This window comes from Nocardia sp. BMG111209 (genome assembly GCF_000381925.1).
In the GTDB taxonomy this organism is placed as follows: Bacteria; Actinomycetota; Actinomycetes; order Mycobacteriales; family Mycobacteriaceae; genus Nocardia.
Window position 1 is genome coordinate 534,079 of record NZ_KB907307.1, and the last position, 16,757, is coordinate 550,835.

Consider the following 16,757-nt stretch of genomic DNA (forward strand, 5'->3'; position numbering starts at 1 on the left):
CGAGTACCCGCCGGACCGTCATCCATCGAGGAGGCCCGACGTGCTGACCGAAACGCTGCTGGACCGGGCCGACCGGACACCCGGCGCCGTCGCCTACGAGGCCGTCGATCCGTTCGGCGCCGTGACGACGCTGACCTGTGCGCAACTGGCGAGCCGGGCCCTGCTGCTGGCGCGGCGGCTGGACGCCGTCGGCGACGGCCCGGTGCTGCTGGCCTATCCGGCCGGCCTGGACTACGTGGTCGCGATCTACGCCGGATTCCTGGCCGGCCGCGCGATCATCCCCGCCTTCCCGCCGGGCCTGTCGCCGCGCGCGGACCGCACCCGGCTGGCCGGCATCGTCGCCGACGCCGCACCGCCGGCGGTCGTCGCGCCGCGGCGATTCGACGAGATCGACGTTCCCACCGTGCTTTCCGTGCCGGACGCGGACGGTGACGCACCGGGCCCGCGCCGCGGCGCCGCGGAACTCGCTGTCGTGCAGTACACCTCGGGCAGTACCAGCCGGCCGCGCGGGGTCCTGGTCCGCCACGACAATCTGAACGCCAACATCGCGGCCATCGTCGAACGGTTCCGGGTGGACGCCGACTCGCGCTCGGTGACCTGGCTGCCGCCGTATCACGACATGGGCCTGGTCGGCGGCCTGCTGACCCCGATGGCCGCGGGTATCCCGGTCCGCATCATCGAGCCGGTCGACTTCCTCAAGGATCCGCTGTGGTGGCTGCGGCAGATCGGCGAGACCGGCGCCACCCACTCCGGCGGGCCGAACTTCGGTTACGACCTGTGCCTGCGCCGGCTGTCCGGCGACGCCGCGGTGGCCGACCTCGACCTGTCGCGGTGGCGGGTGGCCTTCAGCGGTGGCGAGACGGTCCGCCACCGGACCCTGGCCGAATTCTCGAAGGCGTTCGCGCCGAACGGTTTCCGGCCCGAGGCCCTGCTGCCCTGCTACGGCCTGGCGGAGGCGACCCTGATCGTCAGCGCGGGCCATTGGTCCGGCCCGTCGGCGGCGTCCACCGGCCCGGTCAGTTGCGGCGCTCCGGTGCGCGGCCAGGACCTCGCGATCGTCGATCCCGAGCGCGGCACGGCCGTCGCGGACGGCGCCGAGGGGGAGATCTGGATCGCCGGGCCGAACGTCACCCCCGGCTATCTGTCCGGTGATTCCGGCGACCTGTTCGGCGAGCTGGACGGCCGCCGGCACCTGCGCACCGGCGATCTCGGCTACCTCCGCGACGGCGAACTGTACGTCAGCGGCCGGGCCAAGGACGTGCTCGTGTACCGCGGGGTCAACCACCACGCCGTCGATGTCGAGGCGGCCGCCTCGGACGCGGCGGGCCGGGCCGGTCGCACGGCCGCGGCGTTCCTGATCGAGTCCGGGACGCCGGGTAGCGGCGATACCGAGCCGCTGCCGGTGCTCGCGGTCGAGGTGCACGACATCCGCACCGAGGCCGTGGCCACCGCGATCCGCGCCGCCGTGCTGGCGGCGACGGGCCTGCAACCGGCGCTGGTCGCCCTCGTCCCGGCCCATTCCCTGCCGCGCACCTCGAGCGGCAAGGTCCGCCGCGCCACCGCGCGGAAGTTGTTCCTGCGCGGCGTTTTCGACGAGATCCTGATCGGCGACGAGGCCGCGCTCGCGGCGCTGGCCGACCTGCGCGCGGCGGCCGTCGCCACGGCCGAACTGACCACGCTGATCTGCGGCGTCGTCGCCGGTGTCTGCGATCTCGACAGCTGCCTGCCGACCGACCGGCTGGTGGACCTCGGGGTCGACTCGGTGCGGGCCGGCGAGGCGGCGGCGGTGCTGGAACGGGCCCTCGGCCTGCGGGTTCCGCTGATGGCCCTGATCTCGACGCCGACGCCGAAGGGTGCGGCCGAGACGCTGGTGACCGGCTGGCTGACCGAGGGCCGGCCGGCCGGGCTGTTGCGGGATCGGGTGCTCGGCGCGGCCAGCGGTACGGGAGTCGGGTGATGGATCTCGCGGTGGGCCGCGGGCTCGTCCGGCAGTGGCGGGCCGGCGCGGCCGAACCGACGGGACCGGCGCCGATCACCCGCGAACAGCGCGGCGTCCTGGCCTTCGAACGGCTCAGTCCGGGTACGGCCGTCTTCAATCTGCACTTCGCCGCCTGGCACACCGGGCCACTGGCCGAAGACCGGCTGCAGCACGCGATTTCGGTGCTGTACCGGCGGCATCCGGCGCTGCGCGCGACCTTCGCCGACGGCGCCGGCGGCCCGGAGCGCCGGGTCGGCGACGCCGGCTCGCTGCCGATCCACTGGCTGGATCTGCGCGAACTGCCGGCCGCCGAGCGCCGGACGGCCGCGCTCGGGCACGCCGCACGCCTGGCGGCCGAACCGTTCGACCTCGCGCGCGGCCCGCTGGTCCGGGTGCACTGCTGCCGCGTCGCCGACGACGAGCGGCTGCTGATCTGCACCGCGCACCACCTGGTCTGCGACGGCGGCTCGATGCGCGTGCTGCTGGCCGAGCTGGACCCCGCCTATCGCGGCGAATCAGCCGGTGTGGCAACCGATCCCGGCCCGCTGCCGGTCGATCCGGCCGCGCGGGAGTACTGGCTGGACCGGCTGGCCGGACTGCCGGAGCTGGACCTGCCGGCCGACCGGCCACGCTCGGCGCGGCCGACGTTCGCGGCCGGATCGGTGCCGATGACGATCCCCGCCGACCTGACCGCCGCCGCCGAAGCGCTGGCGCGCGCGGAGGGCGCCACCCTGTTCGCGGTCGTGCTCGCCGCGTTCTGGCTGCTGCTCGGACAGTACAGCGGGCAAACCGATTTCGCGGTCGGCGCACCGGAGGCGGGCCGCTCGGGACCCGGTCGGCACGGCGCGGTCGGCCTGCTGTCGGATCTGCTGGTGCTGCGCGCCGACCTCGGCGGCGGGCCGTCCTTCCGGGAACTGGTGCGCCGGGCCGGCGCGACCGGTATCGCCGCGCTGGCCCACACCGGGGTCCCGTTCGAGGACCTGGTCGCGGCCCTGGCGCCGGGCCGGCACGTGCACGGCGCACTGATCCGCGCGGGCCTGGCCTTCCAAGGAGATTGGGGCGCACCGACTCTCGCGGATGTGCCGCTGCGTCAGGTGACCCTGCCGCGACCCGCGCTGCGCTACGACGTCGACCTGCACCTGTGGCGCGCCGACGGCGGCCTCTGGGGCACCTGGGACTATCGCGCCGATATCTTCGAACACGCCACCGCCGCCGCGCTCGCCGCACGGCTGCCGGTGCTGCTGGCGCGGGGACTGGCCGAACCGGACCTCCCGATCGATCGGCTCGATCCGCTCACCGACGCCGACCGGGCCGCACTGGCCCGCTGGGAGCACGGACCGGTCACCGAGGAACCGGATGCCGATCTCGCCGAACTGTTCTCGGCCCAGGCGGCGCGCACCCCGGACGCCGTCGCGATCACCGACGCGCACCGCGCGCTGACCTATCGCGACCTGGATCGGCGCGCCGACCGGCTCGCGCAGCACCTGCGCGGCCGCGGCGTGCGCGCGGGGGATGTCGTCGGGATCCGGCTCGGCCGGACCGTCGACCTGGCCGCGGCCATGCTCGGGATCATGAAGGCCGGTGCCGCCTATCTGCCGCTGGACCCCGCCTATCCCGCCGAGCGCACCGAATACATGCTGCGCGACAGCAACTCCCATCGGGTCGTCACCGAGGAGGACTTCGAAGCGCTTGCCGCGCAACCATTCTCGGCCGAAGCTCTGCCGCCGGGATCACCGGACCGGATCGCCTACGTGCTGTACACCTCGGGATCCACCGGCCGGCCCAAGGGGGTGGTGGTCACCCACCGCAACGCGGTGCCGACGATACGCTGGGGCGCAACCGCTTTCGGTCCGCACCTGCGCCGGGTGCTCGCCTCGACGTCGGTGTGCTTCGACGTCTCGGTCTTCGAGTTCTTCGCGCCGCTGTGCGCCGGCGGGACCGTCGTGGTCGTGGACAACGCGCTGTCGCTGCTGACCGACCCACCCGAGGTGACGCTTGTCTGCATGGTCCAGTCGGCCGCGCGCGCACTGGTCGAATCCGATGCACTGCCGCGCAGCGTGCGGGCCGTCGCGCTGGCGGGGGAGGCGGTCGCCGCCACGGTCGTCGACGAGCTCTACGCCACCGGGCACGTCGAGGTGGTGGCCGACCTGTACGGGCCGACCGAGGACACCACCTATTCGACGCACATCGTGCTGCGGCCGGGGGAGCAGCCGGTACCGATCGGATTCCCGCTGCCGCACGGTCGTTGCTACGTGCTCGACGCCGCGCTGCGGCCGGTCCCGCCGGGTGTGGTCGGCGAACTGTATCTCGCCGGTCGCGGCCTGACCGTGGGCTATCTGCACCGGCCCGGCACCACCGCCGCACGGTATGTCGCCGATCCCCGGGTCCCCGGCGAACGCATGTACCGCACCGGCGATCTGGCCCGACGCCGCCCCGACGGCGCGCTGCTGTACCTGGGCCGGGACGACTTCCAGGTCAAGATCCGCGGCCAGCGCATCGAACTCGGCGAGATCGAGACCACCCTCCAGCGGCATCCCGGGGTCGCCGAGGCGGTCGTGGTGCTGCGCGGTGACCGCCTGGCCGGCTACCTGACGGCCCGCGGTCCCGGTGACCTCGACGTCGAGGATGTACGCCGCACGCTGCGGCGGCAGTTGCCGGTGGTCATGGTGCCGAGCAGCCTGCAGGTCCTGGACGAATTACCGCGCACTCCCAACGGCAAGATCGATCGCCGCGCACTGCCGCAACCACCGGCCGCCGGCGCGGCCGCGACCGATACGCCGCCGCGCGGGGCCGCCGAGGAACTCGTGGCCGAGGTGTGGCGGGAGGTGCTCGGCATCGACGCGGTCGGCCGCGACGACGACTTCTTCGATCTCGGCGGTGATTCACTGCGGGCCGGTGAAGTGCTCGGCCGGTTGCGCACGCGCGCCGGCGTCGAACTGCCGTTGCGAGCCGTATTCGACAGCGCGCGCCTGGCCGACCTCGCGGAAACCCTTGCGGCGACGGCGAACTCGCACATCCTGGCCGAGGTCCCGGTGCGACCGCCGGACGCGCCGCCGGTGCTGTCCCACGAACAGCAGCAGGTGTGGCTGGAATCCCAGCTGCGGCCGGGAACGGCCTACACCATCCACGGCCGGCAGTGGCTGCGCGGCCCGCTCGACGTACCGGCGCTGGAACGCGCTGTCCGCGCGATCGTCGCGCGGCACGAGAGTCTGCGCACCACCTTCCCGATCGCGCGCGGACTCGCCACGCAACGAGTTTCCGACCCGGATCCTCTTCTGCCGCTGCCGATCACGGCCGCCGACTCGGCCGCGGCGGCCGAACGGCTGGCCGACGCCGCGGCCGCCGCGCCGTTCGATCTGGTCACCGGCCCGCTGTTCCGCTGCCTGCTGGTGCGGGTGAGCGACACCGAGCATCTGCTGTCGGTCACGATGCACCATCTCGTCTCCGACGCCTGGTCCATCGGACTGCTGTTGCGCGAACTGTCCGCGCTGTACCGCGCCGGCGGCGATCCGGCCCGCGCCGGTCTGCCGCCACTGCCGGTGCAGTACCGCGACTACGCGGTCCGGCAGCGCGAATTGCTGACCCCCGAACGGCTTTCGGCGCCGCTGGCCTACTGGCGACACCAATTGGCCGGCGCCCCCGCGGCACTCACGCTCCCCACGGCCCGCCGCCGACTACCGGCCCAGGGCCGGATCGGCGCCACGGTCTGCGCCGACCTCACCGGCACCGAGGCGACGGCCCTGCACACCCTGTGCAGCGCGCACGGCGTGACGCCGTTCATGACCCTGCTCGCGGTCTGGGCCACCGTGCTGCGCCGCTGGTCCGGCCAGGACGACATCGTGGTCGGCGTACCGGTGAACACCCGCGCCGCCGGTGGCGCCGACCTGCTGGTCGGGCTGTTCGTCAACACGGTGGCACTGCGGGTCCGGCTCGCCGGTGACCCGGCCTTCGCCGAGGTCCTGGCCCGGGTGCGCCGCACGGCCCTCGACGGCTACGTGGCCCACGGCCGGATCCCGTTCGAGCTGCTCATCGGCGAACTGCGGCCCGTGCGCGACCCCACGCGAACCCCCGTGTTCCAGGTGCTGCTGAACCTGATCGAGGAGGCCGACGACGCCTGGCAACTGCCGGGCCTGACGGTCACCACACCGCCGCTGCCACCGCAGCCGAGCAAGGTCGATCTCGAACTCGACGTGCGCCACCGCGCCGGCCGATACCGGCTGGAGTTGCGATACCACGCCGACCGCTACGCCGAGGCCGCGATGGGTACCCTGCTCGACCAGGTGCGCACCGTAATCACTACGGCCGCAACCGATCCCGCGCGCGGCATCCTGCACTACGACCTGGCCGACCCGACCCCGCCGGTATTCGCGGAATCCCCGGCCCGGACGGTGCCGGAAGTCCCGGCCGACACCCCGGAAACCGTCCTGACCTGGCTGCGCCGATCGGCGGTGACCGCGGTCGAACTCACCGCACCACTGCTGCGAACCCTGTCCCCGCACGCCGGCGACCCGGTACTGTCCCGGCTGCGCTACGTCTACCTGGTCAACCGCGGCGATCTGCTCGCACACGATGTGGAACTGGCCCGCCGCCTCGCCCCGGGCTGCCGGGTCATCGCGCGCTACCGGCCACTGCCGGGTGCGGCACCGGTGGCCGACTACGAGGTCCCCGCGGACTGGCACCCGGACACGGCCCCGCTGCGGGTACCGATCGGCCGCGAACACCTACCGGTCCGATTGCGCAACGCAGCCGGCCGACCGGCCGGCATCGGCGAGGTGGCCTGGCTCGAACTCGGCGCAACCCGCGCCGCCGACCCGGTCCGCCGCCGCCCCGACGGCCTGCTGGAATTCGCCGGACCACCCCACACGGACCCACTGGAAACAGTCGCATTCCTGCGCGACCTGCCCGGCATCGACGACGCCATCGTCCGATTCGAGGACGGGGTTGCCGCTTCCGACCCGGACGAGGCTGCCGAGCCCGGCTGGGACGGGGCTGCCGAGCCTGATCGGGACGAGGCTGCTGGGCCGAGCCGGAACGGGGCTGCCGAGCTTGGCCAGGACGGGGCCGCCGGGCTCAGCCGGAACAAGGCTGCCAGGCCCAGCCGGAACGGGGCTGCCGAGCCTGGCTGGGACGAGGCTACTGGGCTCGGCCTGAACGGGGTTGCCGGGCCTGGCCAGGACGGGGTTGCCGGGCATGGCCGCGACGAGGCTGCCGGGTCCGGCCGGGACGGGGGCGTTGCCGGACGCACCGGCGACCTCGGCGGTGACGCCGTCGCCGATGCCGATCGGGCCGGTCCCACCGCCTGGATCGCTTGTCGCGGTCCGGTTCTGGACCGGATGCAGCTGCGTCGGCACCTGATCGCCCGGCTCCCCGAGCATCTCGTCCCGCAGCGGGTGTTGACGATGGACCGGCTCCCGCTCACCCCCACCGGCGAGCACGATCTGTCCGCGCTACCCGACCCGGCAGCCGCCGGTCTGTCCGCCTCGTGAACGCCGAGGAGCGGGCCGCGTGCCTGCTGTCCATTGCCCGAAACATTCTGTCCGAGTGCGAGATCGGGGCGGACGACGATCTCGCCGAGCGCGGTGTCACCTCGCTGGCGATGATCCGCATCCTCGCCGAGGCCGCTCGCACCCTTCACCTGGACATCGACCCCCGCGAACTCGACGGCACGGTCACCGTCCGCAATCTTGCCGAAATAGGCCGGGAGACATCATGATCGACGAACATCCGAGCCCGGTGGCGACGCGAGCGCTCGCCGACCTCGTCGACGCGGTGCAACAGCTGGCGGGGTTGACCGGCCAGGTCGGCCCCTTCGCGCTGCCGGCCGACACCTGCGACCGAGCCTCGGACCTGATCGCCGCAGTGTGTCGAGAGTCGCAGGTGCCCTTGCGTTTCGACGCCTCCACACGCACGGATTTCGCCGCGGTCGCACTGGCCGCGGAGATCCGGCGCACCCAGCGCGCACCAGAACTGGCCGGACTCACCGCCGCCGACGCGGCCGCGGCGGCCCGGCAGCGCGCCACCGACGAGCAGGCCGAATTCCGTACGCACGCAGTGCCCCGGCCCGACGGCACGGTCGTCTCGGCCGTCGAAGCCGGACCCCACGACGGTCTCGCCGTCGTGTTGTCGGCGCCGTGCGCGATCGGCTACCGGCTGTCGTTACCGTGGCTGCGCGCGCTGCGACCGGCCTACCGCTGCATCGTCGTACAGACCCGCGGCACAACCGAATTCATCACCGAGCCGGAACTTTTCGACCGCCGCGGATACGACGTGGCCGACCAGGTCGCGGACGTGCTCGCGGTGACCGAGCACCTCGGCACCGGGCCGGTGCACCTGATGGGCCTCTGCGGCGGTGCGGCCGTCGCGCTCGCGACCGCCGCACAGCACCCGGACCGGGTCGCTTCGCTCAGCCTCTGGTACGCCGACCTCGAATTGGGTTCGGCGGCAGCGAAATCCGAACACCAGGTCAACCTGCGCGCCATGCTGGACGTGGCGGCCGAGTCCCGGGACACGGCGGCCTGGATCCGCGACCGTCTCACCAGCGGCCCGATGACCGGCATCCCGGAGCGGATCGGCCCGCTGGTCGCCAAGCCCTACGCCACGCCGGAACTGTTCTACCGCTACGCGAAACTGACCGGCGCGACCATGCATCACGACTCCCGCGCCGCCGTCGCGACGATCCGGCAGCCGTGCCTGGTCGCCACCAGCGCCGACGACGAACTGGCCCATCCCGCCGGCTCCCGCTGGGTCGCGGACACGGTCCCGAGAGCCCGCCTGATGATCGCCGACCACGGCCATCACCTCGACGCGTTCCGCGCCACCCCCGACCAGGTCGCCGCTCTCACCACCGTCCTGAACGCCTGAGCGACACCACGATCCGGTATCCACTGCCGGACCCGTCGGAGTTCATCTGACCCGGCGGAGTTCACCGGACCCGGCGAGTCCACCGGACCCGCTCGTACTCCGGGCCGTCGCACCGTTCGACCCACCACCATCCACCCGCAAGCTCCGCGGTGGGGCCGTCAGCACCGCCGAATTACCCTTTCGGGCAACATCTCGGGAAGCCGGTGCCGACGAATCGCCGAAACCGTATGAGAACGTAGGGATTCCGCGACTACCCGCAGCAGATCCGGTGCGGCGAGCGCCTACCCGGCCTGCTCGATATCCGCCAGCAGCGCCTCGAAGAAATCGAGCCCCGTCTGCTCACCCTGCGTCCGGACGATCAGGCGCGCCAGCTCGTCCACGGTCGGCGACTCGAAGATGTCCTTGACCGCCAGCTCGATCGCGAACGATTCCCGTACCCGGGTGACCAGCCGGGTCGCGAGCATCGAGAACCCGCCGAGTTCGAAGAAGCTGTCGTAGATCCCGACGCGCTCGAGGCCGAGCAGGCTGCGCAGGATGGCGGTGAGCTCCTCCTCCATCGGAGTGCGCGGCGCGGCATAGTCGGCGGCGCCACCGCCCTCGCCGGTCGGCCGCGGCAGCGCCGACAGCTGGTACTCGCCCCACGGCGTGCGCGGCAGCGCGTCCAGCACGAAAAGCTCTTGCGGCAGCAGGTAATCGGGCAGGCGGGCCCGCAGATAGTTCTGGATCGTGATCGAACTCTGACTGCCGCTCGGTCCGGCGACATACGCGAACAACACCGGAGTCCCGTCGGCCTCACGCTGCTCGACGATCAACGCGTCGCGGACACCGGGTGCGTCGCGCAGCGTCGACACCGTCTCCATCGGGTCGAATCCCGGATTCGACCCCACCGGCCCCGCGTATTCCCATGTCCCGTCCGGCCACCGCCGCGCGAGGTCACCCGTGCGTGCCGCGCCGTCCCACAGCTCGGCGAGTTCACCGATCGCGGCCGGCGCGCCTGCCGGGGTGCGCAGCGTCACCGCCCGCCCCGGCAGGGGTGCACCGAGCCGCACCCGCAGCGGCGCATCCCGCACCACCAGCGCACCGGGAATTTCGTAGCAGGTCAGCGGCCGACCGTCGATCCCCATCCGATGCACCGCCACACAACGGCAACCCGGCGACACCCGCCGCATCGCCTCGATGTCGTGCGGCAGCAGATCACCGGGATTGTCGACGACCACACACCGCAGCGCGGGCAGTTCCGGCACCGCCGCCTGCCCGGTGAGCCCGCGCAGAATCGGCGGATCGAGATACGCCACGGTGACACCGCTGTCCCGCAACCAAGCGGTCAGCGCGACGACATCACCGTCGAACGAACGATCCGGGATCACCAGCGCGGCACCGGCGGCGAACGCGGTACACATCGCCGAGGTCAGATAACCGGACCGATTGGTGAGCACCACGATCCGATCCTCGGGACCGAACCCGAACCGCGCAGCCGCCCAATCCACCGGCGCCTCAACGGTTCCCGGGGTCGCCGCAACGCTCAGCGGCGCAACGGTTTCCGGTAGTTCGGTGAGCCGGATGGTGCCCGCCGCGGAGAGGCCGACGGGTTCCGGATCCAGCACCGTCGTCAGCTCCAGCGGCCCGGTCAATGCCGGGTCGTCGGTTTCGATCACGTCCGGGATCACCCCCGCCGCGGCGGCGCCGAGCAGCGCGGCGAGGAAGGCCGCCGACGGCCGGCGCACCACCCCGACCCGCTCACCGGCGGTCACCCCGTGGTCGGCGAACAGCCCGGCCACCTGCCGTACGGTCGCGTCCAGCCACCGGTAGCCACGGGTCCGCGTTCCGACGACGACGGCGATCCGATCCGGGTCGGCCGCGTGGTACGCGATGCTCGCACCAGGCGTCGGGAAGTCCACGGCTTCCGTGCCGACCTCCGCGCCGGCCTCCGCCGGCGCTTCCAGCAACCGCACGCTCGGATCGGCGACCGCGGCGGCGAGCAGCGTGCGCACCTGCGCGAGCAGCGCCAGCCCGGTCGGCGGATCACAGCGGTCGGCCGGGAAATCCATCTTGAAGCGCAGTACGCCACCGGATTCCTGTGCGGTCAGGGTCAGGTCGTACCGGCTGAACAGCGACGGCGTCTCGATCGGCTCGATGGTGAGGGTGCTGACCTCCTCGGCCTCCGGACTGGCGACCACGTTCAGCACCACCTCGAACAACGGTGTGCGGCGCGGGTCGCGGGCCACGTTCAGATCGCGGACCAGTTCGTCCATCGGCGCGTCCGCGTGCGCGTACCCGTCCAGGGCCGAGGCCCGGACCTGTTGCAGCAGATCGGCGAAACGCGGATTGCCGGACAGGTCGACCCGCAGCGGCAGCAGATTCACGAAGAACCCGATGATCCGATCGGTGAGGCTCGCATTGCGACCGGCGACCGGCACCCCGACGACGATGTCCGACTGCCCGGACCAGCGGCCGAACACCGTGGCCAGCACCGCGTACAACACCATGAACGAGGTGACGCCGTGCGTCCGGCACAGTTCGTGCAATGCGGCGGTCTCGGCCGCGGAGAGTTCGGCGGTGACCTGCCCGGCCTCCGCGCGCAGCGCGCTGGTGCGCCGCTGCACGGTCGGCATGGACAGCACCCGCGGCGCCTCCCGCAGATGCCGCCGCCAGTGGTCGAGCCGGGATTCCAGCGCCGCCCCGGACAGCCAGTCACGTTGCCACACAGCGTAATCCCGGTACTGGACCGGCAGCGCCGACAGTCCGGCCCGGCCGGGATCGCCGCCGGCCCGGTACAGCGCGGTCAACTCCCGGATGAACAGGCCGATCGACCAGGCGTCGGAGACGATGTGGTGCATCGTGACGCCGAGGACGTGCTCGGTATCGCCGGCCCGGATCAGCAGGCAGCGGATCAGCGGACCCGTCGCCAGATCGAACGGCGTGGTGAGCTCCTCGTCCAGCAGCCGCTCCACCTCCGCCGCCCGGTCCGGGGACTCCGACACGTCGACGAGCCGGATGCGCCACGCCGGATCCGGCTCGTCGACCGTCTGCACCGGCTCGGTCCCGGTATCCGGGAAGCGGGTGCGCAGCGTCTCGTGCCGGGCGATGATCGTGCGGATACTCTCTTGCAGGACAGGCACATTCAGCGCGCCGAGGATCCGTCGGCGGCCGTGCACGTTGTAGATCACGCCGGGCAGCAGCTGATTCTCCAGCCACAGCCGCTGCTGATCGAAGGACAGCACCGGCCGGGCCCGCACCGGCCGCCGGCCCAGGGCCTGCGGCCGGGCCGTGGCGCGGGCCGCCACCGACTTCGCCGCCACGACCGCGGCCAGCCCGGCGACGGTCCGGGCCTCGACATAGTCGGTGACCGGGACGTCGACCCCCATGGTCCGGCGGATCTGCGCCACCACCTGCGGGGCGCGGGACAGCTCGCCGAGTGCGAGCAGGCCGTCGCCGACGTCGATGTCGGAGTGCCCCAGCACTTCCCGGAGGATGTCGATGATCGCGTCCTCGTACGGCGTGCGCGGTGGCAGCGACCGCTCGCCGGGAGACGGGTCCGGGCCGGGATCAGCGGGGGAGGAGGTCACCGAAGGACGTGCCATAGCAGCACAGTACGGTCGGGCCCGGCCGCCGCGGATGTCACATAAAGCGGGTAGGAGCTCACCCGAGCGCGCGTATCGGCAGCTCGGCGTAACCGTGCATGAAGTTGGAGCGCAACAACTTTCCCGGCCCGGCCGCCTCGAAGCCGTCGAAGAGCTCCACCGTGTGACGCAGCATCGACCGCAACTGCACCCGGCCCAGCCCGGAGCCGGGGCAACTGTGCGGACCGGCCGCGAAGCCGATGTGCGGGTTCGGATGGCGGCGCAGGTCGAACTCGTCCGGCCGATCGAAGACGGCCGCATCGCGATTGGCCGCGCGGGGCCACACCACCACCGGATCGCCGGCCCGGATGCGCACCCCGGCCAGTTCCACGTCGGTGGTCGCCACCCGCGCCAGATGCCGCACCGGATTGGCCCAGCGCACGGCCTCCTCGACCGCCACCGCAATCGCCTCCGGGTTGGCACGCAGCGCCGGGAAGATCTCCGGATGTTCGATCAGCGCCACGGTGAGGTTGCTCAGCAGGCTGCGGACCGTCGTGGTGCCGCCGATCGCCAGATTGAGCGCGTTGAGAACGACCTCGCCGGTGGTCAGCGACTCCCGGTTGGCGGTACCCGCCGCCAGCCGCTGCACGATGCCGGCGCCGGCGCTCGTGCGCAGCAGTTTGGCGAAGTAGCCGAGCAGTTCGCCGTTGGCCTGCTCGGCCGCCGCGCGCTGGTCCGGCCCGGACAGGAACACCCGGGACGTCCGCGCCGTGATCCAATCCAGATCGTCCTTCGGCAGGCCGAGCAGGCGTGCGGCGGCGTAGGTCGGGATCCGCGCCGCGACCGCGGCCACGAAATCGACGGTCCCGCCGTCCTCGCGGACCCGGATCAGCAGATCGCGGACGTACTCGTCGATGTCGTCGGACAGCGTGCCGACGATGCCGTCGGCGAAGAACGCGCCGATGCTGCGGCGCAGCCGCCGATGTTCCGGCGGATCGGTCACCTCGACCATCATCCCGCTGGCCGGATCCGGTTCCGGCCGCAGGCTGTCGAGGGTCATGCCGTGGGTGGCGGAGAAGGTGGCGGCATCGCGATACACCTTCAGCGTCTCGGCGTGCCCGATGACGGCCCAGAATCCGGGACGGCTCTTGGCGCCGTGCCGGAAGACCCGGTGTCGTGGACGCAGCCCGGCCAGCACCCGGTCGGCCGCGAGCAGCTGCGCCGGATCGGGATCGGCCAGGTCGATGTCCGGAATCGGATCGGTGCGGTCGACGACCGGGTCCAGGGGCATCCCGACACTCATGCCGATCATCGTGCGTCAGCGAGGGGCGGTGGACACTTCCCCGCTTTCGGGGACAGCCGCCGCGGCGGCGAGCAGTCCGGTGTAGTCGGCGGCGAGTTCGACGACCGTCGCCGCGTCGAAAAGCTGTGTGGCGTACTCGAATCGGCCGTCGACCCCGCCGTCGGGTCGTTCGGTCAGCCGGCAGGCGAGGTCGAACCGCGTCTCCGGCGTGTCCGGCAGTGGGAACTCGGCTCGGTCGGCCGGAATCGGTGCCAGCGCGAAGAACACGTCGAACAACGGATGCCGGCCGGGCTCGGCGGCCGTGCCCGAGGCCGCGACGATATCCTCGAACGGCAGCACCGCGTGCTCGACCGCGCCGCGCACCGCGGTATCGACCCGGCCGAGCAACTCCGCGAAGCCCGGCCGCCCGCCGACGTCGACCCGGATCACCGCCGTCTCCTCGAACATGCCGACCAGTGGTTCCCACTCGGCCCGGTCGCGTCCCGGCACCGGAATGCCCACGGCGAGATCGGTTCCGGCCGTCGCCTGCCCCAGCAGCGCGTACAGACCGGTCAGCAGCACCGTGAACAGCGTCGCGTCCCGATCGGCCGTCAGCGCGCGCGTCACCTCGGCCGACACGCCGAAATGTACGGTGCCGCAACGATGATCGCGGATCTCCGGCCGCGGCCGATCCGAGCGCAGTTCGGCCGGCCGGAGTCCGGCCAGCGTGGTCCGCCAGAAGTCCAGGTGCCGTTGCGCGGCCGGTCCGGTGGCGTAGTCGCGCTGCCATTCGGCGTAGTCGCCGTAACCCAGCGCCGGCGCCGGCGTGGCGCGGCCCCGGTAGGCCATTCGCAGCTCACGCGCGATCAACTCGCAGGACCGGTGGTCGGCCGCGATCCGATGCACGACCACGAGCAACAGGGTGGCGTCCTCGGTCGCGTGGCGGAGCGTGAACAGCCGCACGGGTGGTTCCGCGGCCAGATCGAACGGCCGGCCCAGTGCCGCACCGAGAATCGCGCGCGGATCGCCGTCCACCTCCCGTGGCGGATTCGAATCCGGTTGCGCCACCAGCATATCGGGCAGGCCGACGGCGTCGGACCGGAATCGGGTGCGCAGCACGGCATGTCGCTCGAACAGGCCGGTCAGTGCCTGCCGCAGGGCCGCGGGATCGAGCGGTCCGGGCAGCCGCACGACGAACGCCGCGTTGTCGACGACGCTGTGCGGCCGCGACGACTGAGACAGCCACAGCCGCCACTGCGCCGCCGACAGCCGCGCGGCCCGGCCGTCCGGCAGGGCACGAGGCTCCGGTTCCGGTCCGGCGTCGCCGTCGAGCACCGCGGCCAGCCCGGCGACGGTTCGCGTCTCGAACAGCGCGTTGATCGGCACCTCGGTCCGCAATTCCTCGTTCAGCCGCAGGACGATCTGCACGGCCCGCAGCGAATCCCCGCCGAGTGCGAAGAAGTCGTCGTGCACGCCGATCGCGGGTCGTCGCAACACCTCGGCCACGATCGCGGCGATCAACTGCTCGGTACCGCTGCCCGCCGCCGGTGTCGCCGCGCCGGTGGTGTGCACGCCTACCGGCAGCGCGGAACGATCGAGCTTGCGATTCTGGGTCCGGGGGAAATGGTCCAGGACGACATACCGCGCCGGAACCATATGCGCGGGAAGGGATCTCGCCAGATGGCGGTGCAGCCGGTCGGCCGCCGGCGGCGCCGCCGGGTCGGCGGGCCGCACGTAGCCGACCAGTGCGGCGGTCCCGGCCTCGTCCACCGCCAGCACCGCGGCCTCGGCCACCTCGGGATGCTGCTCGAGCGCGTACTCGATCTCACCGGGCTCGATCCGGAAGCCGCGGATCTTGATCTGATCGTCGCTGCGGCCGAGGATTTCGATCCGGCCGTCCTCGTGCCGGCGGGCGATGTCGCCGGTGTGATACAGCCGCGCGCCGGGCCGGCCGTACGGGTCCGCGACGAATCGCGCGGAGGTCCGGCCCGAGCGATGCAGATATCCGGCGGCCAGCCCCGCGCCGCCGATGTACAGCTCACCGTCCTCGCCGGTCGGCACCGGCCGCAACCGGTCGTCGAGCAGGTGCAGGGTGGTGTCCCGGACGGCCCGGAACTCCGGCGGCACACCCCGCTGGTATCGGGTGACCGACGACCACACGGTCGTCTCGGTGGGACCGTACAGATCCCAGAGCACGACCCCCGCGCCGAGCAGCCGATCGGCCAGTTCGGCCGGCAGCCGCTCACCACCGCAGAGCACCGTGAAGTCCGGCGGCGGCGTCCAGCCGGCCTCCAGCAGCAACCGCCACGTGATCGGCGTCGCCTGCATCGTGCGCGCGCCGGTGCCGGCCAGGAGTAGGGCCAGCCGCTGCGGGTCGCGGATCTCGGCCGGGCCCGCCACGACCACCCGGCCGCCGGCGACCAGCGGCCCGAACAGCTCCAGCGCGGCGATGTCGAAGGAGACCGTGGTCACCGCGGGTAGCACCAGACCGTCCGGCAGCCCGGGCCGGTCCCGCATGGATCGCATGAAGTTGGCGAAGGCGCGGTGGGTCACCAGTACGCCTTTCGGGCGGCCCGTCGACCCCGAGGTGTAGACGACATAGGCGGCGGAATCCGGAGGCAGCGCCGCGGCGCATCCGGTGTCGCGCCGAACATCGATGTCGTTCAAGTGAATTCGCGCGATGTCCGACAGTTCCGGCGATCCGGCGGCGTCCGGGGTGAGCAGGACCGACGCCGCGGCGTCGGCGACGATGTAGGCGAGCCGTTCGGCCGGATGCGCGGGGTCCAGCGGAATGTAGGCCGCACCGGAGAACTGCACGCCGAGCAGGGCCGTGATCAGATCCGCCCCGCGTGGTACCGCCACCGCCACGAGATCGCCCGGCCCGACGCCGATCTCACGCAGGCGTGCGGCCGTCGCGTCCGCCTCGGCGATCAACTGCCGGTAGGTCAGCGCCTGTCCCGCGGATTCCACCGCGACCGCGTCCGGCGACCGTCGCGCACGAGCCCGGATCAGATCCGGCACGGTGGCCGGGTCGTCGTGGTCGGTGAATGGGGGTATGCCGCTCACGGACACTCCT

General features: G+C 72.4%; 7 protein-coding genes. 4 read left to right on the forward strand and 3 right to left on the reverse strand.

The window, feature by feature from the left end; all coding sequences use genetic code 11:
* Positions 1-40: 40 nt before the first annotated feature.
* From G361_RS41920 to G361_RS41930, 4 genes are read left to right on the forward strand one after another with little or no spacing between them, the layout of a single operon-like run.
* On the forward strand, positions 41-1,957 hold the full coding sequence (locus G361_RS41920) for a non-ribosomal peptide synthetase (protein ID WP_019925410.1): 1,917 nt from the start codon (positions 41-43) through the stop codon (positions 1,955-1,957).
* The gene (locus G361_RS41925) at positions 1,957-7,464 is read left to right on the forward strand and encodes a non-ribosomal peptide synthetase (protein ID WP_019925411.1); all 5,508 of its coding nucleotides are present in this window, start codon (positions 1,957-1,959) and stop codon (positions 7,462-7,464) included. Before G361_RS41920 ends, G361_RS41925 begins: the two co-directional genes overlap by 1 nt.
* The gene (locus G361_RS50085) at positions 7,461-7,691 is read left to right on the forward strand and encodes an acyl carrier protein (protein ID WP_019925412.1); all 231 of its coding nucleotides are present in this window, start codon (positions 7,461-7,463) and stop codon (positions 7,689-7,691) included. Before G361_RS41925 ends, G361_RS50085 begins: the two co-directional genes overlap by 4 nt.
* The gene (locus G361_RS41930) at positions 7,688-8,839 is read left to right on the forward strand and encodes an alpha/beta fold hydrolase (protein WP_019925413.1); all 1,152 of its coding nucleotides are present in this window, start codon (positions 7,688-7,690) and stop codon (positions 8,837-8,839) included. Before G361_RS50085 ends, G361_RS41930 begins: the two co-directional genes overlap by 4 nt.
* 281 nt (positions 8,840-9,120) lie before the next feature.
* Here G361_RS41930 and G361_RS41935 read toward each other — a convergent pair whose 3' ends face one another.
* Genes G361_RS41935 through G361_RS0102210 form a run of 3 tightly spaced genes read right to left on the reverse strand, consistent with a single transcriptional unit; the run spans position 9,121 to position 16,747 of the window.
* Positions 9,121-12,420, reverse strand: coding sequence for a condensation domain-containing protein (locus G361_RS41935; protein ID WP_155981246.1), 3,300 nt, complete (start codon positions 12,418-12,420; stop codon positions 9,121-9,123).
* Between the two features lie 58 nt (positions 12,421-12,478).
* Positions 12,479-13,702, reverse strand: coding sequence for a cytochrome P450 (locus tag G361_RS41940; RefSeq protein ID WP_196814390.1), 1,224 nt, complete (start codon positions 13,700-13,702; stop codon positions 12,479-12,481).
* 15 nt (positions 13,703-13,717) lie between these two features.
* Complete coding sequence (locus G361_RS0102210; protein WP_019925416.1) at positions 13,718-16,747, reverse strand: non-ribosomal peptide synthetase; 3,030 nt, start codon at positions 16,745-16,747, stop codon at positions 13,718-13,720.
* Positions 16,748-16,757 lie beyond the last annotated feature (10 nt).

Bases quoted from the DNA above. Each gene is read 5' to 3' on its own strand.
- G361_RS41925 (WP_019925411.1), top strand. From the start codon at position 1,957: ATGGATCTCGCGGTGGGCCGCGGGCTCGTCCGGCAGTGGCGGGCCGGC.
- G361_RS41930 (WP_019925413.1), top strand. From the start codon at position 7,688: ATGATCGACGAACATCCGAGCCCGGTGGCGACGCGAGCGCTCGCCGAC.
- G361_RS41935 (WP_155981246.1), bottom strand. From the start codon at position 12,420: ATGGCACGTCCTTCGGTGACCTCCTCCCCCGCTGATCCCGGCCCGGAC.
- G361_RS41940 (WP_196814390.1), bottom strand. From the start codon at position 13,702: ATGAGTGTCGGGATGCCCCTGGACCCGGTCGTCGACCGCACCGATCCG.